Below are 24,903 nucleotides of genomic sequence, written 5' to 3' on the forward strand. Positions count from 1 at the left end.
GCTTGGACATCTCGGTCGCGTTCCTGCTGGAGCTGGGCCTGATCCTGGTCGTGCTGAGCGTGCTGGGGTCATGGGCGCGGCGCTGGACTTTCTCGCCGGTTCCGCTGTACCTCCTCACCGGCCTGGCGCTGGGAGACGGCGGCTTCGCGCAGGTCCCGGAGGCGGAGGAGTTCGTCGTGGTCGGCGCGTCCATCGGGGTGGTGCTCCTGCTGCTGGCGCTGGGCCTGGAGTTCTCCGTCGCCGAGTTCGCCGCCAGCATGCGCAGGCATGTGCCCTCGGCCGGCGTGGACGCCCTGCTGAACGCGCTGCCGGGCGCGGCGGCCGGCTGGCTGCTGGGCCTGAACGGCGTCGGGGTCCTGGCCCTCGCCGGGGCCACCTACATCTCCTCCTCCGGCATCGTCGCCCGCCTGCTGAACGACCTGAGGCGGCTGGGCAACCGGGAGACCCCGGCGGTCCTGGCGGTGCTGGTGCTGGAGGACTTCGCGATGGCCGCCTACCTGCCGCCGCTGGCCGTCCTGGCCGCGGGCGGCGCCCGGTGGCAGGCGGCGCTGGGGACGCTGGTGGCGGTCGTGGCGCTGGCGGCCGCGTTCACGGGCTCCTACCGCTGGGGGCGCCAGGTGAGCAGGGCCGTGGTCCATCCGGAGGCCGAGCAGTCGATGCTGCGGGTCCTGGGCCTCACCCTGGTCGTCGCGGCGCTCGCGGAAGCCGTGCACGTCTCGGCCGCGGTGGGCGCCTTCCTGGTCGGCCTCACCCTCACCGGCGAGGCCGCCGACCGCGCCCGCGCCGTGATGGAGCCGCTGCGCGACCTCTTCGCCGCCGTCTTCTTCGTGGCCATCGGCCTGTCCGTCACCCTGTCGGCGATGCTCCCGCTGCTCCCCGCCGCGGCGGCCCTGGCCGCCGTCACCGCCGCCACCAAGATCGCGACCGGCTGGTACGCCGCATCCCGCGACGGGGTGGCCCGCCGGGGCCGCCTCCGGGCCGGCACCGTCCTGATGATCCGCGGCGAGTTCTCCATCATCATCGTCGGCCTCGCCGCCTCCCAGGACCCCCGCCTCGTGCCTTTGGTCTCGGCCTACGTCCTCCTCCTGGCCCTCACCGGCCCCCTCCTCACCCGCTTCTTCGCGGGCGCCCCCCTCCCGCCGCGCCGGGACGGGAGGAAGACGCCGGGTCAGCCTCCGGCCGACTCCCGGCGGGCGCGGGACCGGTAGTGGTCGAGGACGTCCTGGCGGAGGAGATGGCCGAAGCCCGCGGATTCGAGGCGGGCGACGAGGCGGGGGAGGGAGAGGCTCAGGGCGGCGGCGGTGTCGGTGAGGTTCCAGGAGGAGGCGGCCAGGGCGGTCAGGAGGCGGCCGCGGCGTACCTGGTTCGACGAGAGGCGGAAGGTCTTCAGGTAGGCGAGGGTGCCGGAGGCGTCGGTGATGGTCTCGGCGAGGTGGTTCTCGCGGCGGAGTTCGAAGGACGGGAGAAGGCGGGACAGGCGGTAGGGGCCGAGGTCGTAGACGGTCTCGTGCGTGTAGCGGCCGTCCAGGAGGTGGTCCGCCATGACGCCGTCGTGGAAGCGGACCCAGGCGTCGTGCTGCTCGCGGGCCTGGGCGCGCAGGTCGGCCAGGGAGCGGACGCGGGTGCCGTCCAGCGCGGCCTCGAAGTCCTGGAGGGGCATGCTGAGGACCCCGTAGTGGTAGATCAGCTCACCGTAGAGGTCGTTGACGAGCGTGGTGTGCAGGGCGCGGTAGTCGGCGGGGTGGGGGACGGCGAACGCGGCGGCGAGGGTGTCCGCCACGTAGACGAGGACGCCGCACTGGCCGTGGTGAATCTCGAAGACCTGCAGGGCCTCCGCCAGGCCGTTGACGGCGGCGCCGACGTACGCCTCCTCCACGCGGGGGGAGAGGCCTTGCGCGACGGCGCGGTACGACCACTCCTCCCACACGATCTCCGGACCGCCGAAGTGCAGGGCGAGGTAGCCCTCCAGCGCCAGGTGCAGCGGCAGGAAACGCAGCCGCTTCGTGCCCGCACGGCGGGCCATGCGGCGGTGGGCGCGCACCGGAATGCAGTCGAACGGCCGGTCGGGCTCACCTACGGCGCGCAACTGGGTGCCGTACGCGGCGGTGGGAGAGTCGCTGTACCCCCACGAGGCGACGAAGCCGTGCGGGATGTAGGAGAAGTACTCGGTGCGCTCGTCGACCTCGACGAGACCGTGGCCGCCGTAGATGCGCGCGTCCAGGCGAAGGTCCGTGATCGGTTCGTCGCGGACCAGCGGCACGAGCCGGACGCCGCCCCACACCTGCGCCGGACGGGTCGAGAGCCCCTTCAGGTCGAGGCCGCTCACCTCTCCTCCCGCAGGAAGTCGGCGATCCGGCGGTCCAGGTGGGCGCGCAGCTCGGGCAGCCCGGTCCGTCCCTCGGCGAAACCCGCCAGCTCCACCAGCGCCGGAAGGTTCTCGGCCTGCCGGATACCGGCCGTCGGGACGGTCGGGGCGAGGCGGCGGACGTCGAGACCGCCGGCGTCGTACACGGGATTGAGGTGGACGACGGCGCACCCGCGCCCGGGGTCGAGTCGCGTACGCCAGACGCGGAGCACCTCGCCCGCCAGGCCGGGAGGGGAGTTGTCCCACCCGTCGGAGACGATGACGAGCCGCTCCGGTTCCGTCTCCAGGGCGTCGATGACGCGCTCGCCCAGCGGCGTGGCCCCGTACGGGCGGACCATGAGCGCGTCCTTGCGCCCCGACAGCCACAGTCCCGTATACCGGGTCGCGAGCGCCTGCAGCAGGTAGTGGCACGCCAACGCCACGGCCAGTGGACGGCGCCGCTTCTGCACGGAACCGTAGGAGGAGAAGCTGTCGTCCAGGACGGCGGTGACGGCGCCCCAGCCTCCCGCCGACTTCCCCGCGCTTCTCCGCGCCGCCGTACGCAGTGCCCGGGTCAGTTCGTCATGGCGTCGTGCGCGCTCGTCCAGGTCGAGGGAGAGCACGTAGGAGGCGAGCCGCGTCAACGGCATCACCGAAAGGTCGGCTTCGACGGCGGCGGCTTCGGCCGCCTTTCCCGCTTCCTGGAGCCGGAGCCGCTCCAGCCGGGTGAGGCGGGGCGCTATCTGCTCCAGGAACGCCTTGCGCTTCACGCCGTGCTTGGCCGCGAAATGCTCTGCCACCGTGTACGGCAGTTCGTAGATGGATCTCTTCTCGAAATGCGCCCGCCGCCAGGCCTCCAGGATCGGCGTCCTGTACCCCTTCTGGCGGAGGGGCTGGAACAGGAAGGCCCTGATCTCCTCGTCCAGCCGCAGATGGGCGTGCCGGACGGTGTTCTTGACCCCGCTGCGGTATTTGACGGCGTCGAAAGCAGGGTCGGGCCGCGCCGCCAGCCAGTCCCGCATGATCGCCCTGATCCGCCGGTTGTTGGCCTTCGCCCGCCGCAGGTCCCGGAACAGCCGGTAGACGCGCTGCGGCGGCAGCGTCTGGAGCCGCCGCGCGATGAGCCGCCCTTCGCTCCGGCGTTCCTCGACGCCCACGTCGGTGGAGGTGAGGAGGAGGTTGCGGACGATGAGCGCCGCGTTGTGGTCGTTGACGTCCAGCGCGAGGGCCGCCGCGTACAACTGCCGGTAGTTGACCAGCATGTACTCGTGCAGGAAACGCAGCGAAATTCCCTGCTCGCCGTCGGATGAATGGAATTCCCGCTGCCGGGTGGAGGTGATGGCCGCGTTCACGAACAGCAGTACGTCCTCGGCCGCGATGAGATCGGCGGCGTTCTCTTCCACCAGCGTCCTCCGGTTCGGGGGGCGCCGGCCGGGGAGAGGGGGCACGAATGACGAATCAACGTTTTCAAGAACGAGTTACGGAAATCGCACCGGAGTCCCGCGGCCGGCCTCAGCACGCTAACACTCCTCAGGACCGGGTTCCGAACGGTTTTCCCCTCCCGGAGGCGGTTCGGGAAGGACGGTGCCCGCGGCGCCGTCGAGAGTGATCCGCTGGCCGGTGCGGATCTCCCGGGTGGCGTGGGCCACGCCGATCACGGCGGGGATGCCGTACTCCCTGGCGACGGTGGGGCCGTGGGAGTTGGGCCCGCCGGTCTCGGTGACCAGACCTCCCGCGGTCATGAACAGCGGCGTCCAGCCGGGATCGGTGGAAGGCGCCACGAGGATCTCGCCGGGTTCCAGCCGCGCGCTCGACGGGTCGAGGAGGACCCGCGCGGGCCCGGTCACGGTGCCGGCCGCGCCGGGCATCCCCGTGAGCGCGCCCTCCCGGGGCGGGAGCAGCGCCCCCACATCGGTCCCGTCGGACAGCAGGACGTCGGGAACGTGGCGTCGGCGCCTCTCGCGCTCGTATGCCGCGCGCCGCGCGGCCGCCGTCTCCCGCATCGCCGTGCCCGCCACGGCCTCCCGCGCCTCACGCAGATCCAGGAACATGATGTCGTCGGGGCGGTCGAGAAGCCCGCGTCCGGCCAGGGAGGCCCCGATCAGCAGGAGTTGGCGCCTCGTCTCGTACAGCAGGTGGATCCAGGTGAACTTGGGAAGCTCCCTCAGCCCGCTCACGGCACGGGCCCGCCGCAGCAGGAAGCCCGCGAGCGCAGCCCGTACGGGGCGTTCGCGGCGCGCCCGGCGGACCAGTTCGTCGATCTTCTCCTCGGCGGTGCGCGCCGCCGCGGCGAAACGGCGGTCGGGGGCCTGGGAAGGGTCGGTGACCCGCAGGTAGTTCGCGATCGCGGCGAACACCGGCTCCGGGTCTTCGATCCAGCGGGGCCTGCCGACGTCGACCTCGGCGGCCGCGCGTTCGCCGTAGGAGTCGAGGAACGCCTCCAGGCCGATGCCGGGCAGCCGCCCCTCGCGGTACAGCGCGGCCAGCTCGGAAGGCGGCGTGCCCGTCAGGAGGTCGCGGTGCGCGCGTGCGTCCGAGGCCAGCCGCCACAGCTCCAGGTCCATCCCGGTCGTGACGTTGTGGGGCATGCCGTGCAGCACCGTCTTCACCTCGCTTTCGGCGGCGATGCCCCTGAGCAGCCGTACGGGTGCCCCGCCGGCGAGGATGCCCGCGTAGACGGGCCAGACGAGATCCGCGACCAGGGTCCGGGTCAGGAACGGCCCGTGCGCCTGCTCCACGTACCGGAGCCGCTCGGCGTCGGTGGCGGGTTCCGGCGGGGGAGGGGAACCGGCCCTCATCCGCTCCGAGGTGCGAAACGCCCTGGCCCGGGCGGCGTCCGGACGGGCGAGCGTCCGCAGGATCCCCGCCGTCAGGGAGGGGAGGACGCGGAGGGCGAACCGGGCCAGGGCGCGGGCGCCGAAGGGAAGCCGGGTCTTCGGGCGGAACCGCGGATCCCGCAGGACTCTCCCGAGAGCCGCGGAGACCGTCGGCCCCTGGATCCGCATCACCTCGACGAGGCGCTTGCGGGCCGTCCTGCTGCGCACGTAGCGGGTGGCATCGAAGAACAGGCGGCCGCCTATGTCGGCGATCTCCGCAGGTCCGCCAGGGCGGAGGGCGATCCCGAAGGCGTTCCACCAGCGGGCCGCCGCCATCTTCATGACGGACATGCCCATCGGGGTGAACGGCCCGTGCATGCCCTGGGCGGGGCTGAAGTTGAGGTACACCCGGGGCTCGCCGGTGAAGGGCGGCACCGGGAACAGACCGGTGACCGGGCGGGACTGCAGAATCCAGAGCACACCGTCGTGGTCGATCGCCCACTCGATGTCCTGGGGCGAGCCGAAATGCCGCTGGATCCGTCGCCCGGCCGCGCGCAGCTCCGCCAGCTGCGCCGTCTCAAGGCATCCGCCGCCGGACACGGCGGGCTCTCCCTCGCGCATCACGTAGTGGTCGGGGACGACGGTGCCGCCGACGACGGCCGCGCCCGGCCCCCGGGCCGCGTCGACGGTCATCTCGTCGCGGCAGCCGGTCACGGGATTCGCGGTGAAGAGCACTCCCGCCGCCCTCGGATGGATCATGCGCTGCACGACCACCGCCATCCGGACGGACGCGTGGCCGATGCCGTTCGCCTCGCGGTAGGCGATCGCGCGCTCGGTCCACAGCGAGTCCCAGCAGCGCCGGACGGCGTCGACCACCGCGTCCGCGCCGCGCACGTCGAGGAAGCTCTCCTGCTGCCCGGCGAAGCTGGCCTCGGGCAGGTCCTCCGCGGTGGCGCTGGACCGCACGGCCACGGGACCCGCGCCCAGCCGCTCGTAGGCGCCGACGATCTCCGCGCGCAGCCGGGCCGGGCCGTCCTCCGGCGACCCGCGCACGGCCTCATGGGCCTCGGTCGTGACGCAGAATCCCGCGGGCACCCGCTCGCCCGCCGCGATCAGCTCGCCGAGTCCGGCGGCCTTGCCCCCGGCGAGCTCGACCGTCTTCGAGCCGGCACGGGCCAATGCGATCACATGCATCTCGACAATCCCCTCGACCGGTGGTCCCGCGAACCGTTCAGAACCTCTCGATATAAAGGCATCTCCCAGGTTAATCGTGACCTTTCACACCACGCCAGATGCACAGGCCTTCGCCGACCCGCATGGAAATGCATCCGGTCCCCGGGGCGGGGCGTGCGGGGGCGCGCCGGGCTTCGCCGCAGCTCCGAGCCGCTGCGAGGGGCGCGGGATCACCGGTTTCGCCGATCACTAAACCCTTCGCCGGGGTCAAGTGACATAGATCTCTTTCACATAAATTTTGCATCAAGCGCTGAATCCCGGGCAATTCTCTGAAAGTCACACCGAAACTCCAACCCCCTTCAGGAGAGGCACTCATGACCGTCACCGGAATCATCACCGCCATCATCATCGGCGCCATCGTCGGTATGCTCGGCCGCCTGATCCTGCCCGGCAAGCAGTCGATCGGCGTCCTGCTGACGGTGGGCGTCGGTATCGTCGCCGCCATCATCGGCACCCTGCTCGCCCAGCAGGTCGGCGTCGCCACCACCGACGGCGTCGACTGGATCGAGCTGGCCTTCCAGGTCGTCCTGGCCGCCGTGGGTGTCGGCGTCACCGCCTCCCTGATGGGCCGCGGCAACCGCACCCACCACCGCGGCCGCTACTGATGCGAGGTCAGCGGAGACGCCTGAGGGCACCCGCCGAGCCTGCGGACGAGGCCCCGCTTCCGGAGACGGAAGGCGGGGCCTCCCCGCATGTCACAGGTAGTTGCCCGTCCCCTCGGAGGCGGCGGGGCCGGCGGGCTCCGTGGTGATCTGCCGGTCGGCGTTCGCCAGGGCGATGAGCTCCGCGAGCGTCGCGCCCCCCTTCGGCGGCAGGACGCCCGGCCGGGTGCCGTCGTTCCGGCGCTCCAGCCACGCGGCCGCCTCGTCCAGGGGAAGCCGCCCGATCTCCAGCTGCGCCAGGCACCGGCCCGGCCGGACGACCGCCGGATGCAGCCGCGAGACGTCCTCGTTCGTGGTGATCGCCACCAGCACGTCCCGGCCCTGCCCGAGCATCCCGTCCGTCAGGTTCAGCAGCCGCGACAGGCCCTGCCCGGTGTTCTGCTTGGCCTCCGCCCGGATCAGTTCGTCGCAGTCCTCCAGCACGAGCATCCGCCACCGCGACTGCTCGTCCTCGTCCGTCCCGACGGCGACCTCCATGAGGTAGCGGGGGTCGGAGAACAGCTGCTCCGGATCGAGCAGGCAGTCCACCTGGCACCAGGGGGCCCACTCCCGCGCCAGCGCCCGCAGCAGGGTGGTCTTGCCGGTCCCCGGCGGCCCGTGCAGCAGCAGAAGGCGCCCGGAGAGCCCGTCGGCCGTCAGCCCCGCGAGCCGGTCCAGCGCCGGCATCGCCGCCGACGGGTAGTTCCCGCGGATCTCGTCCCAGCTCGGCGTGGAGATGGACCGCTTCCGCCGCACGGGATTGTGCGACCCGGCGTGCCAGAACCCCATCTCCACCCGGGTCCCGTCCTCGGGAAGGGGGTCGACGGCGTCCCGGACCGCCTCCTCCAGCATGGATCCGGCGAGCTCCGCGCTCACCGCGGTCACCTCGACCCGCGCCGACCTGCCCCGCCACCGGTTGGCGCGCAGCGTGTACCCGTCCCCGGCGGCCAGCAGCGTCTCGCCGTTCTCCTCTTCGACGACCCGCAGGACGGTCGCGCCCTCCGGCCGCAGCAGGGCCTGCGCCCGCACCCGTTCGAGCCGCATCGCCCTGGAGAAGGGCTGCTCCCCGGTGATGAACGGCTGCAGCGCCAACGCGTCGATGACGTCCCGGGTGGAATCCGCGTCATCGACGCTCATCACCCAGGAGACCTGTGGCCCGGCGGAAGGCGGGTGCGGACTGGACATGCCGCCGATGATCGCCGCCCCCGCGACCCCGCGTCCAACGAATTTCCCGCCGAGCGGCGCGCGGGGGTGATCGGGCGGGCGCGTTCGGTCATCGGCCGCCGAGGCGGCCTTCGAGAAGGAGGAGGAGTTCGGCGAGGCGGGCGGCGAGCTCGGCGCGGGTGGGCTCGTCGAGGCCGGAGAGGAGGGCCGCCTCGTGGGCGAGCTGGTCGGGGAAGACCTCGTCGATGAGGGAGCCGCCCTCGCCGGTGAGGCAGAGGTGGGTGACGCGGCGGTCGCGTTCGTCGGTGCGGCGGGAGACCAGGCCGCGGGCCTCCAGGGCGCGCAGGCGCTTGGTGACGGCGGCGCCCGAGGCGAAGGTCTCGCGGGCCAGGCGGCCGGGGGTGAGCTCGCCGCCGACGCGGCGCAGCGCGGCGAGGATCTCGAACTCGGGGCGGGTCAGGCCGTGCCGGGCCAGCGGGGTGTGCTCGGCCTGCTGGAGCAGCAGGTGGCAGCGGACCAGCCTGCCGAAGACCGCGATGGGGGAGGCGTCCACGCCGGGCATGGCCTCCTCCCACTGGCGCATCACCCGTGCGACGACGTCTTCGGTGTCCTTCACGGGAGCGACTGTAGCCGGGCCAGCTCGCGGTGGCCGTCGCGCTCGGCCCGCACGATGCGCTCCTCGGGCAGGCCTCGCCGCCACCACTCCCCGTCGGCGCCCTCGACGGCCTCCCGGAGCTCGGTCAGCGCCGAGGCCAGGGCGGTCGCCGCCGGGACGGGCGCGGCGGCGCGGGCGGACTCGCGGGCGCGCTCCAGCCGCGCCAGGGACAGGCCGACGCGGTGGGCGGCGCGCCGGTCGACGATCAGCAGGCAGGCCAGCAGGCCGGTCGCGACTCCGACGCAGGTGTCCAGCCACCGGTCGGTGACGAGCACGAAACCGGGCTCGGCGGCGGCGAACTCCGTCATGAGCAGGGCCATCGGGGTGACGAAGACGGTGCCGAGCCAGTAGTTGCGGGTGATGAGCGACTCGGTGACGAACTGGCAGATCAGGATCAGCAGGACCAGCACGACGGCGCCCGTCCGGCTGACCGGCAGCAGGAGGGTGAAGACCGCGAGGCCCGCGAAGTTCCCCAGGGCCCGCTGGAGCCCCCGCTTCCAGGAGAGCACGGCGTTCGCCTGGCACACCGCCGCGGCCGTCACCAGCGCCCAGTACGGGTGTCCGACGCCGAGCAGGAGGGAGATCCAGCCCGCCAGCAGTGTCGCAAGCAGCGTCCGGAGCACGACGGGGACGAGCCCCGGAAGCACCTTCGCGGGCCGCGCGGCGGTGCGCTCCACGGCCAGCCCGACGAGTTCCTCGTGCTGCTCGCCGGACAGCCCCACGTCCGGGACGGTGCCCGTCTCGCGCAGGGCGCGCGCCCATGCCCGCAGCCGGTCGGCGTCCGGCGTCCGGACGAGTGCCTCCTCGGCCTGCACGACCAGCCGTTCCAGACCCGAAGGGCGGGCGGCCAGGACCGCCTGCCACGCGGCGTTGACGGCGGCCGCGGCCCGCTGCCGTCCGGCGGGCCCGTCGACCGCCGCCGCGGCCTCCAGCGCCCGGGCGACGGCCCGCCGCTCGGGCCCGTGCGGCCGGCGCAGGGCGGGCGCCATGACCACCGCCCAGGCGAACACCGCGCCCAGCGCGGTCAGCGCCACGTGCCCCGGCACCTCCCCGAGCCGGTGCGGGACGAACGCGCACGCCGCCCCGATGAACGTCAGGACGACGTTCCCCGGCGCCCCGGCCCGCAGCGCCTCGACGAAGACCTTGTGCCCCGCGGCCAGCAGCGCCCCCACCGCGACCAGCAGCACCGCCGAGCCCGTCAGGCCCGCCGCGGTGATCGCCACGGCCACGGTGCCGGTCATCACCAGCCCGATCCACGCCGTCATCCGGGCCCGCGCCCGGTAGGGCAGCGCATGCGCGTACAGCGCGCACATCGCCCCCGCCGAGGTGTAGACCGCCAGGTCGAGCCGCCCCAGCGCGAGCAGCGCGAAGTCCGGCACGGCCAGCGCGACCACCGCGCTCACCGCCCGCTTCCACCAGATCTCATCCCGCGCGCCCACGCCGAAGACCCCCGCGAGGGGGAACCGGGGACGCAGCGACCAGCCGCCATCGAGAACACTCACGGACATCTAGATTACAAGTGTTTTACCCGTGAAATAAATTCCCCCGGCGACCCCCGTCCTGCCTCCGCCGGTCCACCGCAGAGAGGTGGGACCGCTGGAAGAGGAGACGCCCGGCTCCGATCGCCAGGAGCGCCCCCAGCACGGCGGCGCCCGCGGACTGCCCGGGAGAAGCCCCCTTCGCGGACCAGGCGAGGGACATCGCGCTGATGGCGAGCCAGCCGAGCGCCGCGCCCGGAAGGCCGGCGAGGACGTGGTCGAGCCGGGCCCAGCGGTCGACACCGCCCGGACCGCCGCGAGGCCAGCGCACCACGGCCGGGGGCAGCAGCAGGGCGACCGCGCCCAGCAGGGCGATGAGGGGCGCTTCCAGTCGCTGGGGGAGCGGCGGGTCGTACTCCAGGCTCTGCACCGCGGTGAGCACGGTCACCAGAGCGCCCAGCAGGGTGGCGTGGAAGAGGACGAGGTTCTCCCGGAGCCGCTGCAGGCGGGCCGAGACGACCAGGGCGGTGACCCTGGCCGTCTCGGCGGTCTTCGTCTGCGCCGAGGCGAGGTAGGTCTCCTCGATCTGGAGCTGCTCCAACGTCCATCCGGCCGTCTCCTGGTCAAGGGCCAGGGGGCCGCCCGGGGACTCGGCGAGGCCGTCGTCCAGCGCCGCGGTCATGTTCCGCTGCGCCGCCCGCACCGACGCGGCCAGGTCGCGGATCCGGGTGAGCCGCTCGATCAGTCCGTTCTGGTCGGTCTGGAGCCGGCTGATGGCCTGGTCGGCCTCGACGAGCTCCTTGACCGAGGCCGTGCGCTCCGCCGTCAGCTCGGCCAGGGCCGCGCATCTGAGGTCGATCCCCTCGACGGCGGTGCGGAGGCCGGGCAGCGCGGAGCGCAGGACGGTGCTCTGGTAGCGCAGTTTGGCGGCGTGCAGAAGGTACCGGGTGAAGGGGGCGAGACCCGGTACGACGGGACTCCAAAGCCAGGTGTCCAACGCCTCCTCGTGGCTCTCGCGGGCGACGGCGAGGAACCGGCGGGCGTGCGGCAGCCGGTCCGCCGGAACGCCGGGAGCGAAGGGCGGCAGCTCCCACACGAGCGCGCCTTCGAAGGGCTGGAACCATGACCGCGTCCATCCCGGCTCCCCGGCGTCGGGAACGCCGTCGTACAGCTCCCGGCCCAACGCCTCCGCCCCGCCGTCCGCCTCCAGGAACCGGTGCCAGTCCTCGGCCCCGATCAGGCCCAGATGGATCTGCGCCGAGCCGAAGACGCCTTCGGGCATCTTCTCGAGGTCGCTCTGCCAGGGCTCGTTCAGCGCCTCCCAGGAGAAGGAGTCGTCGTTGGGAGCCTCCATCACGCTGATGCCGACGACGCCGTGGAGCCGGTAGGCCAGGGCCTCGTGGAAACCCAGCGGAAGCGTCCGCTCACGCCTGCCCAGGACGTCGAAGCCGAACGTGTCGTTTCCGGCGAGCCGCAGTTCGGCGGACCCCTCTCCGCCCGCCAGTGAGGCGGTGCGGCGCCACAGCGCCTCGGCCGCGTCCCGGGCGGGAGTGCGATCCCCGGAGCCGAGCACGTGGCCGGCGCTGAGAAAGGCGTGGAAGAGCCGCGCCGGCCTAAGAACGGGCGCCGTCATCAGCACCGTCCTCGGAGCCGTCATCGGGATCGAGGCTGTGGGAGACCCGGTCGACCAGGTCCAGAGTGGTGCCGTCGATGGGTCGCTCCTCCCCGGGCAGATTGGCCCTGCGCTGGACTCTGCGGCGGCCGAAGAGGTGGAGGAGGTCCCGCTCGGCGCCGGCGAAGCGGTCCGCGTCGTGTGCCGCACGGGTCTCGAGCAGGACGGTGAGGAGGAAGTCCGCACGCTTCCACCTGGTCTCCGGCCAGGTGGTCTCCCGCAGGAGGCGGAGCGCCTGGGCCAGATTCCGCGGTCGCCGGTCCATCACTTCTCCTTCAGAGGTAGAGGCTGAGCGTGAGTTTCTCCACGAGGCCGGTGAAGTCGCTGGAGGCGCGGGCCTCCCTCCGGTAGATCCGGTGGAGCGCCTGAACGACGTCGAAGGCGCTGCCGGGCTCGGCGAGGGCCGCGCGGCTGGCGGCCAGCAGCGAACGGGTCGTCGCGACCATCGCCGGGTCCTGGACGCTCCACAGGGGAAGGCCGATGGCGCCCGCTCCCGCGGCGATGAACGCCCGGAGGAAACCCGAGACGTCACCTCCGCGCTGCGCGCCCTGCCCGGCCAGGCAGGCGCCGATGACGCTCAGCTTGTTGCGGGGGAGCCGCAGCCTCAGCGCCACGTCGTACGAGGTGAGGATGTCCTCGGGCAGGCGGAGGAAGGGGCCGAGCTCTCCATAGGACGACTGGTACTCGCCATGCCCGGCGTAGACGAAGAACTCCGGCCGGGTCTCGCTGAGAGCGGCGATGCCCGCCCAGTCCGCCGCGTGCACCCGTGCACCCGTCAGGCCCGGAGGAGGCGTGCCCGCCACCAGGACGTGGTCCGATCCCCATCCGGTGCCGACCAGTTCCTGGCCGAGTTCCATGTCCTCGTCGCCGGGGCCGGAGGCGATGACGGCCGCCAGGTCGTCGTCCGCCTCGACGGGCTGCCGCCGGAGCAGGTGGCGCCCCCGGCTGACGAAGGCGGTCGCGCTGACGGACTGGGACATCGGGACCCGGACCGCCAGCGGCCGGAGCCCTTCGCCCGCGGGCGCGGCGACGTGCAGGGGAAGGGAGAACATCTCGTCCACCGGGATCAGCACCAGGTGCTCGGGGAGGCCCTTCGCCACGGCCCTGTCCCAGACCGGGGCGATGAGCAGCTCCCACAGCAGCACGCTCTCCTCCTCGGTGGGCGCCTGCTCGTCCTCTTCGGCGTTCTCCAGCCGCAGCGAGAAGGCACGGGCGAACTCCTCGACCTCTCTGTAAGAGGCGACGTCCACACGGTCCAGCCGGTCGCCGCCGCGGAAGACGAACGCGCCGAGCCGGGGATCTCCGGCCTGGCCCTGGAGGAAGTAGCGCACTACGCAGGTGCCGGGGTTGTTCACCGTGTACATGCGCACCTGATGCGCGATCTCGGGGTCGTGCGGAGCCGTTTCCAGCGGCCGCCGCAGGAACTGCGACTCGAACTCGGCTTCGCGGCTGCTCAGCGTCTTGCGGAACTGCTCTTCCTCCTCCGGAGCGGTTCTGCGGAGCGCCCCGCGTCGCCGGATCCCGCCGACCGGTCTGCGGGAAGGCGGGGAGGCGGCCGGAGGAGGCGGGGGAGGGGAGTCCGGGGGGCCGAGCAGCGGCAGGGACGAGGAGGACAGGAGATCGAGCAGCTCCCGGGCGGAGGTCTCCTCGACCAGCCCGAATGCCTCCTCCTGGACATGCCGGACACCGGACGCGGTCGTCTCCTCCTGGAGCAGGGCGGCTATGCGTTCGAGGTAGGCGGGGCGGACGGCCCTGGTGTACGCGCGTTTGTAGGCGGGGATCGCGACCACGCTGCGGACCGACCGGGCCATGGCCAGCCGCCGCCGCGCCACGTCCTCCTGGAGTTCGGCGTACTCCTCCGGCGGCACCTCGTCCGCTACTCCCCGCACCATGCCGGTGTAGATCTGCACGGCGTAGTCGTAGAAGCCGATGTCCATGCCGGTGCCGCCCGTGACGGTCTCGCCGTCCAGCTCCGACAGGAGGGCGCGCAGTTTCCGGATGCCGTCGAGACCACTGGTCAACCGGGCCAGCTGTTGCCGGGCGATGCGCCGTCCGCGCCTCCACGCGCCTTCGCTCAGCTCCTCGAACAGCTTGCGCTCCTGCTCCTTCTCCTCCGGAGGCAGAAGCCGGGCCTTGTGGGTCAACGACTGCCCGATGCGATAGCCGTCCCCGAGGGCACGGGAGACCGCGATCGACTCGCTGGAGCTCCGCAGCGACGCTTCGTCGTCTCCCGCCTGATTGAGCGTGATGGCGAGGTTGTGCAGCAGGTTGGAGTATCCCCGCATGAACTCCCGGTCCTGCGCCTCCTCGGGCGCGGGTTCGCCGAAGGCGATGCCGCGCCGCCGGGCCTCCTCGAGCGTCTCCTTTCCGGCTTTCTCCAGTTCGCCGATCAGGTCGAGCAGGGAGCGGCGGGCGAGTTCGGCGCCGGAGGTCTGGTGCCGCTCCTCGAAGTCGGCGCGCAGGAAGTCGCTCTGCAGGTCCGGCAGGCACCACCACAGGCCGTGGTCCCGGGCCAGGGAGTAGGCGGTCTCGAGGTTGATCCAGGCCCTGCCGTAGCTGCCCAGCCGATAGAGGATCTTGCCGGTGGCGTTGAACCACCGTGCCGTCACGTAAGGGGTGAAGGTGTCGCCACGCGGGATCCCGCCGCTCCTGCAGGCGTCCCGGAGCCGTTCGGCGTCCCCGAGGGACAGGTCCTTCAGCCGCAGGCCGTCCAGCAGGTCGTACTCGACGTCCGCGCGGACGATGTCGCACCAGTACGCGCCGAGCCTGACGGCGGCCTCGTCCGAGGCGTAGGCGTCCGCGATGCGGAAGATCCCGAGCGCGAGACCGTGGCGGAAGGGAACGTCGAAATCGGCGTCGTAGTGACGGATGATGTCCTTGACCCGTTGGGGATCGGCCCATGTAGTGATCTCGTCGTACTCGTCGGACATGCTCGCACCGTCCTGAAGCCGGAGGATCGACGGGGAACAAGGTACCCGAGTTCGTTCTTTTTCCGAGAGAAATTACGGAAGGTCCATGTCAGAAGAATCAAGACATAGGCGGTACCTCGATATTCGTAGCGAGATGCCGGAACTGTTTGTCAATCCGGAGGGGGCGCCCTTCGAGATCATCGACGACCCGGCCCGGCTGGACGCGATCGAGGCGGAGCTGGGGGAGGACCTCGCCCGGCGGGGCCTGCCCGCGTCCTGGGGGCGGGTCGGCGTCGTGTACGAGGACCCCTACGGCATGACCTTGCGGGACGCGGTCCGCAGGCCGGACGGTTCCCTCGGCACCTACACCCGGCGGCTCAATCCCGGAAACGCCCCTGGTGTCGTGATCCTTCCGGTGTGCTCCGGGGAGGTCGTCCTGCTCCGCCATTTCCGCCACAGCACCCGGCAATGGCACCTGGAACTGCCCCGGGGCTACGGGACGCCGGGGGCGGTGGCGGACGACGACGCGCGTCGGGAGCTCCTCGAGGAACTGGGAGCGCTCGCCACCGCCCTGGTTCCGCTCGGCGTCGTCCACCCGGACACCGGCCAGATGTCCACCGCCGCCGCCCTCTACTACGCCGAGATCGAGGAGTTCCGCGACACGGGGGAGGAAGAGGGCATCGGCGGCACCGTCGCGGTCGCGCCGGCCATCCTGGCGGAGCTGATCCGCACGGGTGGGATCACTGACGGCTTCACCGTCAACGCCTACGCTCAGGCCCTGCTGCGAGGGCTGCTCTGAGCGGCGGTCAGGAGAAGCGTTCGTCGACCTCCTCGGGGGTGAGGCCGAAGTCGGCGAGGGAGTAGGAGTGGGCGGGGCGGGCTTCGCTCGGGCCGGCGCCGGTCTGGAGGGCGGCCATGGCGGTGCGGGCCTCCTCGGTGAAGGGGAGGCCGAAGTGGGTGTAGATCTCCTCGACGGTGCCGAGGGGGTCGCGGACGAACGCGTCGTAGTCCACGTCGTGGAAGCGCGACGGGTCGTGCTTGGCGCGTTCGGCGCGGAAGAGGTCCAGGCCGCGGCCCCACAGGTCGAGCTGGGAGCGGCCGATGACCTCGCCTTCGAAGGCCGTGGACCAGCCGGAGGAGCTGTGGGCGGCGAGGCTGCACATCGAGGCCATCGAGGTGCGGGGGGAGCGGTGGGTCTGGATGATCAGCGCGTCGGGGTAGACCTCCAGGAGGGCGTCCAGGGCGAAGAGGTGGCTGGGGTTCTTCAGGACCCAGCGGCGGTTCGCGTCGGGCATGCCGATCAGCTGGAGGTTGCGCCGGTGCCTGCGGTAGGCGGGCAGCCAGTCCTGCTCGGCGAGCCAGGCGGAGTACGTCGGCAGGTGCGCCAGGCACTCGAAGGAGACCGAGCGGAACGACTGGCGGAGCAGCTGCCAGCACTCCTCCACCATGTCGGCCGAGATGTAGTGCACGCCCATGAACTCGGGGTGCTTGATGTGGTGCCGCTGGTACCCGGCCTGGATGGCCTGGAAGAGCGGGTCGTCCGCCCAGGTCTCGCGGGGCGGACGGGGCTGGGGCATCTCGGCGAGCCACACCTCCAGGCCCTGGTGGGCGGGGTCGGCGGTGAGGAGCCGGTGCAGCGCGGTCGTGCCGGTGCGGGGCAGGCCGGTGACGAAGACGGGGCGTTCGACGGGGACGTCCGCGTACTCGGGGTGCCGCCGCCACGACTGCTCGGCCAGGAGGCGGGCGCCCAGCGCGCCGCGCAGCATGGCGCGGGTCGCCTTGACGCCGAGCGGGGTGAGGGCGGCCTCCTTCTCGCAGGACTCCAGGAGGACGGCGAGGCCGTCGCGGTAGTCGTCCTCGCCGAAGTCGGACAGGCCGGTGATCTTGGTGGCCGAGGCGTGGAGGTCCTCGGCGGTGCCGACGGTGCTCATGGGGTGGGCCTCCGCAAGGGGGATCAGTGGTGGAACTCGCCGCAGTTGACGTCGAGGCACTGCCCGGTGACCGCCCGGGCGAGCGGGGAGAGCAGGAACACCGCGGTGTCGGCGATCTCGTCGGGCTCGGGGAGCCGGCGCAGGTCGATGTCGGCGGCGGTCTCCTCGTACACCTGCCGGGTGGGGACGCCGCGCTCCTTGGCGAGGTGCTTGAAGTAGAACTTCAGGTTGTCGGCCCAGATGTAGCCGGGCGCGATCGTGTTGACCCGCACGCCGCTCGGCCCGAGCTCGGTGGCGAGGCTCTGCGCCAGGGCCAGCAGCGCCGCCTTGGACATCTTGTACGCGCCGAACGTGCGCCGCGAGTGCCGCAGCACCGTGGAGTTGACCATGACGACGGAGCCGCCGTGCTCGGCGAGCGCCGGGGCGGCCAGCGTCGTCAGCCGCAGCGCGGCCAGCACGTTGGTCTCGATGGAGGCGCGGATCCCGTCGGGGTCGGTGTCGGCCAGGTCGGCCAGCGGCGGGATCGAGAACGCGTTGTTGACCAGCCCGTCCAGCCGCCCGCACTCGGCCAGCGCGGTGTCGATGAGCCTCCGGCAGGAGGCCTCGTCGGTGATGTCGGTCCGGACGGCCACCGCGCGGCGGCCCAGCGCGGCCACCTCCTCGGCGACCTCCTCCAGCCGGGAGGGCGTGCGCGCGGCGAGAACGACGTCCGCGCCCGCGGCGGCGCACCGCAGCGCCAGGCTCCGGCCGAGGCCCGGACCGATCCCGGAGATGATGACGACCTTGTCCTGGAGCAGCATCAGCCCAGCATCCTTCGCGCGACGGCCGTCTGGCGCACGGCGATCCGGTCGGCCCACTCCTGCGGTGTCACCTGCTGGCCCTCGTGGTGGGGCAGCAGCTTGGGCAGCTCGTCGAACGGCACGACCTCGGCGCGGGGGCCTTCCTCGGGGGAGAGCGCCCGGGAGAGCCGCTGCCAGCGGAACTGCAGGAAGCCGCGCCGGTGCCCGGTGCACTCGATCCAGTTGGCCAGGCCGGGGTCGCGCTCGCTGACGACGTAGCGGATCATCCCGTCGGGGTCGACGCGCGCCTGGTCGGCGGTGAGGCTCGTCTGGTGGTTGATGTAGTCCAGGGAGACGTACCAGAGGCTGCCGAGCTGGAAGCCGAAGTAGGGCGCGACGTCCTTGGCGGGGGCCGGCACCGTGATGACCATGGCCTGGTCGTCGGCGAGGTCGTAGTGCCCCACGGAGGAGAACTGCGTGGTGAGGCCGCCGGGGGTGGAGCGCGGCTCGGTCAGCGTGTTGACCGGCAGGTCCAGGTAGTGCCACTCGGGGAAGGCCAGGAACGTCTTGATCCGGGAGACCAGGATGCGGCCCGCGGTGCGGAAGCGCTTGGCGCTCAGCCGCTCGGTGGCCGCCGGGGGCGCGGTGCCGAGGGTGTCGGCGCGGTGGATGCGGATCTCGCCGCGCTTCTCGTTCGCCCAGTCGCTGTAGACCTCCCGGGCGATGAGCATCGCCGCGCCGGGCGCGAGCGTGAAGTAGTTGGGTCCCGCGTCGGCCTTGGCGGGCCCGAACCGCACCTCGTACGTGCCGTCGGGGGCGATCTCGAGCTCGCGGTCGTCGAACGCGGTGAGGCTGTCGGGGGAGCTGGCGGGGCTGTAGTCGCCGTTCATGACCTGGAAGCTCAGGTCGGCGGTGCTGCCGCGGCGCCCGGTGACGACGTACTCGGCGTCGTCGCGGATGTAGGAGTGGAAGTAGAGCGTGTCGGGGTTGTCGAGCCCGAGCTTGCTGTACGGCCCGGTGGAGGCGACGAAGTAGGGGTATTCGCGCTCGTAGGCCCACGCCAGGTGCAGCGACGCCTTGATGCTCCCGGCGAGGTAGTCCAGCCCCTCGGCCAGGTCCTGCTCGGTGCGGATGTGCGGCGCCTCGCGGATGATGCGCTCGGCCTCGGCGATCGCCTCGGCGAAGGACTCTGTGGCCACGTGTCGCTCCTTGCGGTACAAATATGAACCGATACGGTAGATTTCTGCTGACGTGACAGTAGAACGTGTTCCGAGGAGGGGTCAATGGGCGGAGCCCGGCGCTCGCCGCCGACCGCGCGGGTGGTCGCCGTGCTCGACCGCCTCACCACCGCGGGCGGCCGCCGCTTCGGCCTGTCGGAGCTCGCCCGCGACCTGGGGATCAGCAAGCCCACCTGCCTGGGCATCCTCACCGAGCTGACCGCCGCCGGGTACCTGGACCGCGACCCGCGCACCCTCACCTACGGGCCGGGCGCCGCGCTCATCGCCGCGGGCCGCGCCGCCCAGCGCGGCTTCGCCTCCGTCCAGGCCGCGCGCCGCCGCCTCGAGCCGCTGGTCGCCCGCCACCGCACGGCCGCCACGGTCTCGGCCGTCGTCGGCGACGAGGTGATGGTCCTCGACGCGCTGGCCGCCCCCGGCCTCACCCCCGCCCGCGTGGGGGAGCGCTACCCGTTCGCCCCGCCCAGCGGCCTGATGTACGTCCTGTGGGGGCACGACGCCGACTTCGAGGCGTGGCTGGCCAGGGAGCCGACCCTCCCGGTCACCCTGGACCGCGACCGCCTGCGCACCATCACGGCCCGCTGCCGCGCGGCCGGCTACCTGGTGGAGAGCCTCACCCCGGCGGGCATGCGCCTGTACTCCCTGCTGAACGACGCCGCCGCCCGCGACCTTCCGCCGGACGCCCGCGCCCTGATGGGCGACCTCCTGTCCAACCTGGGGGAGCGCGTCTACCTCGAGGCCGAGCTCAGCCCGGGGACCAGCCACCCCGTCCACCTCATCGCCGCCCCCGTCCACGACGCCGACGGCGCCCAGGAGCTCGTCCTCGCCCTCCAGGTCGGCGCCCCGCTCACCGGTGCCGAGATCGCCGGCCGGGGGGCCGCCCTCGCCGAGGCCGCGGCCGCCGTCACCGCCGAACTCGGCGGCCGCGCCCCGTCCCGCTGATGACCTCCTGCCAGGAGATTTGTGCTTTCTGCCGGTTCTGTCGGCTGTCCTTGCTAGGTTCCTGATCACTCGCGGGCCCGGGGCGACCGGTGCCGACCGCCGCCTCGTACGGCGTGGACGCGGGCGGCCGCGCCGTGCGCGGGATCTGCAAGGGACATTCGAGGGGACAGGGCGTATGAACCACGTCGAGGAACTGCTGGATGCGGGCGCCGTGCTCCCGCCCGGGACCGGGGGCGGCGGAGACCGCGCCGTGCCGCTGGCCGCCCGGACCTACCGGCACCCGGCACTGGAGGGCCGCACGGTGGTGCGGCTGGTGGACGCCGGGCTGAGCGCCGCCGAGGACCTGGCCGCCGGATTCCTCGGCCTGGAGCCCGAGGGCGAGCCGGAGGTGGTCGGCGTCGGCCTGCGCGCCACGCTGGGCTTCCCCGAGTGGGTGCTGGCGCACCACCCCGAGGACGGCCACCACGCGCTGGCCGTCGTGCCGGAGATGGACCGCATCACCCGGCGGGCGAAGACCAAGCCGAAGGCCGCGCTGGACGCCTTCCACGCCCTGGCCGACCGGCTGGCCGCGGCGGTGCCCCACCTGCTGCCCACCTACTACGAGCGGGCCGGCCGGGAGTTCCTCGCCGTCGAGAACGCCGTCTACGCCGCGCAGATGTTCTCCCGCGCCCGCAGGTCCGAGGCCGAGTACGGGCTGGAGATCGACGAGGACCGCCTCGACGCGGTGTTCCTGGAGTTCGCGCTCGCCGGCGCCCTGCCCGTCAAGACGCTCTCCGGCTACGCCAAGGAGCTGGCCGCCCGGGTGCCCGCCGACGAGGCGCTGCGCCGCTTCACCCGCCTGTGCGTCCGCCGCACCGCGGGCGGGATGCCGCCGTCCGCGCAGATGGCCACCGACCTGCGCCGCCTGGCCAGGGCGGCGGGCTCCGACGCCGACGCCGTCGAGCACGCCTACCTGGAGGAGGTGCTCGCCCTCCCCTCGACCGTGCGGGCCGCCGCGGGCTGGTGGAAGGCGCACCGCGCGTCCCTGGCCGCGCTGGCCCGGCGGCGGCCGGAGGTCCGCGGGATGCTGCTCGGCATGATGCCGTCGGCCGACGCGGACGAGATGGCGGGCCTGTGGCTGGAGATCATGGAGGAGTCCGGCGCCCTCGCCTTCCTCTGCGGCCCCGCCGGAGAGCCCGGAGGAGAGGACGCACAGGACAGCGCCGCGGACTGGCTGAAGCGCTTCCTGAAGACCTTCTTCAGCGGCTCGTACCGGACTCCTCCGCCCGCCCTGCTCGCCCTGACCGAGCGCATGGCGGACCGGCTGAAGGCCGAGCTCGCCGGCGCCGAGGCCTTCCCCGCCCCGCAGCACGCCGACCTGCTGGACCTGATGCTCACGCTGGGGATCCCGGTCGAGCCCCCCCAGGGCCACAGCCTGTTCCTGGAGGCGTGGGCCGCGGGAGAGGACCGCCGCGACCTGACCGCGATCGAGGCGGACCCCCGCTTCCGCCCCTCCTTCCTGCACGGCGCGGACCGCCTGGGCGGCGGCGACCCCGACCGGCGCGCCATGGTCCTGCTGGCCGCCTCGCCGGGCGGCCGCCCGATGATGGCCGAGTGGGTGGACGGGGTCGCCCGCCGCTCGACCGCGGCGGGGCTGCCCGACCTGCCCGACGCGCTGCGCCGGTTGAGCATGCTGCCCGTCGAGGTGCTGGCGCTCGCCGAGGACGCGGTGCGGCGGGCGGTCGGCACGGGCGTCGGCCAGGCCCTCACCCGAACCCTGCGGGCCGGGCTCCTCGACGAGCTGGGCTGGCCCGCCTGGGACGAGGCGGTCGCCGCGCTCACCGACTCGGCCCAGGCCCGCTCGGTGCACGTCGCCGACGCCTGGCCGCACCTGGTGGTCGGCGGCCGCGCGCACGCCAGGGTCATCGGCGCCGAGGGCACCGTCCTCGCCCACGACCTGCGCATCCCCGCCGGGGACGGCGACGACGTCGGCTTCCACTACGTGGACGGCGAGCTGCTCGTCCAGTGGAACTCCCGGCAGCACAACGGCCGCCTCACCGGCTACTGGCACACCGCCCCCGACCGGCAGCTGTCCCTGGAAGGGCACGGCCCCCGGCGCACGAGCATGTACTGGTACCAGAAGGACCAGGTCAGCCTGCCGCTGCCCGGCGGCGGGCGCACCACCGGCGCCGGGCCGCTGCACGCCGGGGACACCGTGCTGCCCGGGGACCGGGAGATCGTCAGCGACGGCACGCGCTACTGGGTGTGGTCCTCCCGGGAGGGCGACGAGGGCCAAGGCTGGTACGAGTACGACCCGGCGAGCGGAGAGCAGGGCGACCGGAGCGCGCCGGACTTCTTCGCCGACGCCCTCCGGGGCCTGCCGGAGGAGTCGTCCTTCGCGAGCGGCTGGATGTTCCCCCTGCCCGGAGCCGGGGCCACCCCGGCCGGCACTCCGGTGGACGGGCTGCTCGGCTGGCGGGTCGTCCGCCTGCCGGACGGCACCGTGCGCGGTGAGGACCTCGCCGGGAACACCGTCACGGCGCCCAGGGGCGGCCAGCTCCTCGGCCCGCTGTTCCTGCCCGGCGACGACAGGCCCCGGGGCGTGCTGCACGGCAGCTACCAGACGAGGCTGGTCGACCCGGACGGCGTCGTCACCTCCTTCGCGTGCAGCGACAAGGCACCGGGGCCGTTCACGGAGGGCACCGCGCTCCTGCCGCCGATGCGGTACTGGCACTGCATGGTCCCCCGCGACCCCGAGGGCTCGGCGGCGCTGCGGCGCCTCGGCCAGGAGACCGCGGAGAGCCTGCTCAAGGCCGCCGAGGTGATCGGGACCGCCGAGGCGAACAAGGCCGCCGAGGCGGACGAGGCCGCCGAGAGGATGGCCGCGGCGGTCCGCGAGCTGCTGCCCGATCTCACCGAGGACCGGCTGGTGGCGGGCGTGGCGGGCGTGGTGCGGTACGCCGCCGCCCAGCAGGGGACGCTGAACGCGGCGGCGGAGCGGCTGGAGCGCGTCCTGACCGGGGAGCCCGAGCAGAACAACCTGGTCGAAGGCCCGGGAGACGAGTCGATCGGCAAGCCGCTCCAGGTGATGGTCGACGCCGGGGAGCGGAGGTCCTACAGCCGGGGGCCCGAGCTCTTCACCCAGCTGCAGGCCGTGGAGCGGGCCATGGCCGCCGGCGCCGCGGACGGCGAGCGGCCCGGCATCCACCTGGACGGGACCGGGATCCCCTTCTCCGGGCTCTCCCTGACCGGCCTGCTCGAGAACATCGGGGCGGTGGCCTACCTGGCGGCTTCGCCGTTCACCGGCGAGGAGGGCCGGGAGGCGGTGCTGGCGTTCCTGAGGCGGTGCGACGAGCTGGGGCTGACCGCCGAGGACCACGCGCTCCGCTGGCGCCGGGTCAAGGTGAGGCTGGCCGAGCCGCTGCTCACCGGACCTGACGGGGGCTGGCGCGAAGGCCACTGGTACGGGATCCTCCCGCTGCCGGAAGGCGCGTTCCTGACCGCCGTGGACTTCACCAGATCGCAGGACCACGCCGAGTTCACCGCCCTGCTCCACGACCCGGCGGGCCGGTTCGAGGTCCCCGCCCCGTACGAGGTGCTGTCGTCGAAGCCGGTCACGGACGCGCGGTACGCGGGCCGTGCGGGCGCGTACCTGGCGGCCTGCGCCGAGCGGGGCGCGGCGCCGTGGTTCCCCGGGGCGGCGGCGGAGTTCGCGGAGCTCACCGGCGTCACCGAGACCGTGGCCAAACTGGTGATCGGCGGCATGCTGGGAGTGGGGACCTGGGAGCGGAACTTCCTGTCCGCCGAGACGCGCGCCGCGCTCGGGGTGAAGGTGGCCGACGCCGCCTTCGCGCGGACCGAGGCCGGCCGTCCGGCGTCCGCCGTCCGGCGGGCCGTGCTCGCCGCGCTGCTGCCCGAGGACCCGGCCCGGCTGTGGACCGACGGCCCCGACGTCGCCGAGGCGGTCCGCGTGTGGAACCGGGAGGTCGGCGTGCGGGTGGCGGTGCCCGAGGCGATCGCGGCGGAGGCGGCCAAGGCGGTGCGGGGGGACTGGGAGTCCGCCGACGCGCTGCCCGCGCTGCTCGACCCGGCGTCCGAACCGCGGCTGACCCGCGACCTGAAGTGGACCGTGCAGGGGGACAAGGTCAGGCCCGAGGAGGGGAGCGCCGACGGCTTCACCGCGGCCACGCTCACCGGCTCCGTCGCGATGGCCGCCTGGCTGGCCCACCGGCTCCCCGCCGGCGACCCGCTGCGCGCCCGGCTTCCCGCCGCTCTCACGGCGGTGCGCGAGCGGCTCGCCAACCCCGACCTGATGCTCGGTTTCAACCGGTACGTCAATCTCCCGAGCTTCCGCAAGGTGGCGGGCAACCCCACCGAGACCGGGCCGGGGTTCGAGCGGTACGGGGCGGTCGTGATGGCCACCCACGACGACCTGCCCTACCCGGCCATCAAGACGGCGCTGCTGGACGAGACCGGCGGCGACCCGTACCTGCCCGTGCTGCGCGGCGAGTACGACGGCCTTCTCGCCGTCGAGCTGTCGCTGGGCCTGGTGCGGGACGAGCGGTTCGCGGCGCTGCTGGCCGATCCGGGCGACCCGGCGGCGGGGGAGCGGGACGCCGACGGCACGTGGTGGCCGCAGGATCCGTCGCGGTCGGTGCCGGGGTTGGTCGCCGAGGCCGCCTCGCGGTACGACCTGGGCCCGGACGCGGCGGTGGTGTATCTGATGCTGCTGGCGATGCCCGATCCCACGGACAAGAACACCGCGCGGTGGACGGGTTGGAAGCCGGCCCGGTTGAAGGCCGCCCGCGCCGAGCTGGCCGCCACCGACCTGGTGGTCGAGGCGCGTCGTCCGCGGGCGAGCCGCTCCCTGTTCCTCCCGTGCGGCTGGAACGCGCTGCGCGCTCCGCACCCGCCGCAGGAGGAGTGGAAGCTGCCGCTCTACGACCTGCTCGAAGGAGCCGGCCCCAAGGCGCCGCTGGGCGTCCTCGTTCCGGCCGAGCCCGTCGCGGACCTGTACCGCAGGGCGTGGCGGCGCATCACCGAGGGCGACGTCCCCCGCTTCGGGAACCTGAAGTCCCGGCGCTGAAAGAGGTTTCGGCACTTCGATTAATTTGTCGGCGGTGCC

At 73.1% G+C, this 24,903-nt stretch carries 17 protein-coding genes; 5 read left to right on the forward strand and 12 right to left on the reverse strand.

Annotated elements, in window-relative coordinates:
- Window positions 1-2 precede the first annotated feature (2 nt).
- On the forward strand, window positions 3-1,208 hold the full coding sequence (locus ABD140_RS01865) for a cation:proton antiporter (protein ID WP_344235959.1): 1,206 nt from the start codon (window positions 3-5) through the stop codon (window positions 1,206-1,208).
- Here the strand turns inward: ABD140_RS01865 and ABD140_RS01870 are convergent.
- From ABD140_RS01870 to ABD140_RS01880, 3 genes are all read right to left on the reverse strand, one after another.
- Window positions 1,169-2,326, reverse strand: coding sequence for an ARPP-2 domain-containing protein (locus tag ABD140_RS01870; protein ID WP_344235961.1), 1,158 nt, complete (start codon window positions 2,324-2,326; stop codon window positions 1,169-1,171). The genes ABD140_RS01865 and ABD140_RS01870 overlap by 40 nt on opposite strands.
- Complete coding sequence (locus ABD140_RS01875; protein ID WP_344235963.1) at window positions 2,323-3,747, reverse strand: hypothetical protein; 1,425 nt, start codon at window positions 3,745-3,747, stop codon at window positions 2,323-2,325. Before ABD140_RS01875 ends, ABD140_RS01870 begins: the two co-directional genes overlap by 4 nt.
- A gap of 117 nt (window positions 3,748-3,864) precedes the next feature.
- Window positions 3,865-6,354 carry a PEP/pyruvate-binding domain-containing protein gene (locus tag ABD140_RS01880; RefSeq protein WP_344235964.1) on the reverse strand — a complete coding sequence of 830 codons (2,490 nt, stop codon included), beginning with the start codon at window positions 6,352-6,354 and terminating at the stop codon, window positions 3,865-3,867.
- Window positions 6,355-6,707: 353 nt separating this feature from the next.
- On the opposite strand from ABD140_RS01880, the gene ABD140_RS01885 reads away from it, so the two are divergent.
- Window positions 6,708-6,998, forward strand: a complete 291-nt coding sequence (locus ABD140_RS01885) for a GlsB/YeaQ/YmgE family stress response membrane protein (protein ID WP_344235966.1) — start codon at window positions 6,708-6,710, stop codon at window positions 6,996-6,998.
- A 90-nt stretch (window positions 6,999-7,088) separates the two neighbouring features.
- Here the strand turns inward: ABD140_RS01885 and ABD140_RS01890 are convergent, their stop codons facing one another.
- From ABD140_RS01890 to ABD140_RS01915, 6 genes are all read right to left on the reverse strand, one after another.
- Entirely contained in the window at window positions 7,089-8,219 is a 1,131-nt protein-coding gene (locus tag ABD140_RS01890) for a DUF5925 domain-containing protein (RefSeq protein WP_344235968.1), read from the reverse strand.
- Window positions 8,220-8,307: 88 nt separating this feature from the next.
- Window positions 8,308-8,814, reverse strand: coding sequence for a MarR family winged helix-turn-helix transcriptional regulator (locus ABD140_RS01895; protein WP_344235970.1), 507 nt, complete (start codon window positions 8,812-8,814; stop codon window positions 8,308-8,310).
- On the reverse strand, window positions 8,811-10,355 hold the full coding sequence (locus tag ABD140_RS01900) for an FUSC family protein (RefSeq protein ID WP_344235972.1): 1,545 nt from the start codon (window positions 10,353-10,355) through the stop codon (window positions 8,811-8,813). Before ABD140_RS01900 ends, ABD140_RS01895 begins: the two co-directional genes overlap by 4 nt.
- A gap of 22 nt (window positions 10,356-10,377) precedes the next feature.
- Window positions 10,378-11,988, reverse strand: coding sequence for a CATRA conflict system CASPASE/TPR repeat-associated protein (locus tag ABD140_RS01905; protein ID WP_344235974.1), 1,611 nt, complete (start codon window positions 11,986-11,988; stop codon window positions 10,378-10,380).
- Window positions 11,945-12,268, reverse strand: a complete 324-nt coding sequence (locus ABD140_RS01910; protein WP_344235976.1) for a hypothetical protein — start codon at window positions 12,266-12,268, stop codon at window positions 11,945-11,947. Before ABD140_RS01910 ends, ABD140_RS01905 begins: the two co-directional genes overlap by 44 nt.
- Before the next feature lie 10 nt (window positions 12,269-12,278).
- Window positions 12,279-14,933 (reverse strand): CHAT domain-containing protein, encoded by a 2,655-nt coding sequence (locus ABD140_RS01915; protein ID WP_344235978.1) that lies wholly within the window; start codon window positions 14,931-14,933, stop codon window positions 12,279-12,281.
- 133 nt (window positions 14,934-15,066) lie between these two features.
- On the opposite strand from ABD140_RS01915, the gene ABD140_RS01920 reads away from it, so the two are divergent.
- Window positions 15,067-15,711, forward strand: coding sequence for an NUDIX hydrolase (locus ABD140_RS01920; RefSeq protein ID WP_344235980.1), 645 nt, complete (start codon window positions 15,067-15,069; stop codon window positions 15,709-15,711).
- Between the two features lie 7 nt (window positions 15,712-15,718).
- Here ABD140_RS01920 and ABD140_RS01925 read toward each other — a convergent pair whose 3' ends face one another.
- From ABD140_RS01925 to ABD140_RS01935, 3 genes are read right to left on the reverse strand one after another with little or no spacing between them, the layout of a single operon-like run.
- The gene (locus tag ABD140_RS01925) at window positions 15,719-16,843 is read right to left on the reverse strand and encodes a sulfotransferase family protein (RefSeq protein ID WP_344235982.1); all 1,125 of its coding nucleotides are present in this window, start codon (window positions 16,841-16,843) and stop codon (window positions 15,719-15,721) included.
- Between the two features lie 23 nt (window positions 16,844-16,866).
- Complete coding sequence (locus tag ABD140_RS01930) at window positions 16,867-17,643, reverse strand: SDR family oxidoreductase (protein ID WP_344235984.1); 777 nt, start codon at window positions 17,641-17,643, stop codon at window positions 16,867-16,869.
- The gene (locus ABD140_RS01935; RefSeq protein WP_344235986.1) at window positions 17,643-18,821 is read right to left on the reverse strand and encodes a hypothetical protein; all 1,179 of its coding nucleotides are present in this window, start codon (window positions 18,819-18,821) and stop codon (window positions 17,643-17,645) included. The genes ABD140_RS01930 and ABD140_RS01935 overlap by 1 nt, the downstream gene beginning before the upstream one ends.
- 84 nt (window positions 18,822-18,905) lie before the next feature.
- Here ABD140_RS01935 and ABD140_RS01940 point away from each other — a divergent pair, with 84 nt between their 5' ends.
- Both ABD140_RS01940 and ABD140_RS01945 read left to right on the forward strand, forming a co-directional pair.
- On the forward strand, window positions 18,906-19,799 hold the full coding sequence (locus ABD140_RS01940) for a helix-turn-helix domain-containing protein (RefSeq protein ID WP_344235988.1): 894 nt from the start codon (window positions 18,906-18,908) through the stop codon (window positions 19,797-19,799).
- A 175-nt stretch (window positions 19,800-19,974) separates the two neighbouring features.
- Entirely contained in the window at window positions 19,975-24,864 is a 4,890-nt protein-coding gene (locus ABD140_RS01945; RefSeq protein WP_344235990.1) for a DNA-binding protein, read from the forward strand.
- Window positions 24,865-24,903: the final 39 nt, after the last annotated feature.

Source organism: Actinocorallia libanotica, assembly GCF_039525175.1.
Lineage (GTDB): Bacteria > Actinomycetota > Actinomycetes > Streptosporangiales > Streptosporangiaceae > Actinocorallia > Actinocorallia libanotica.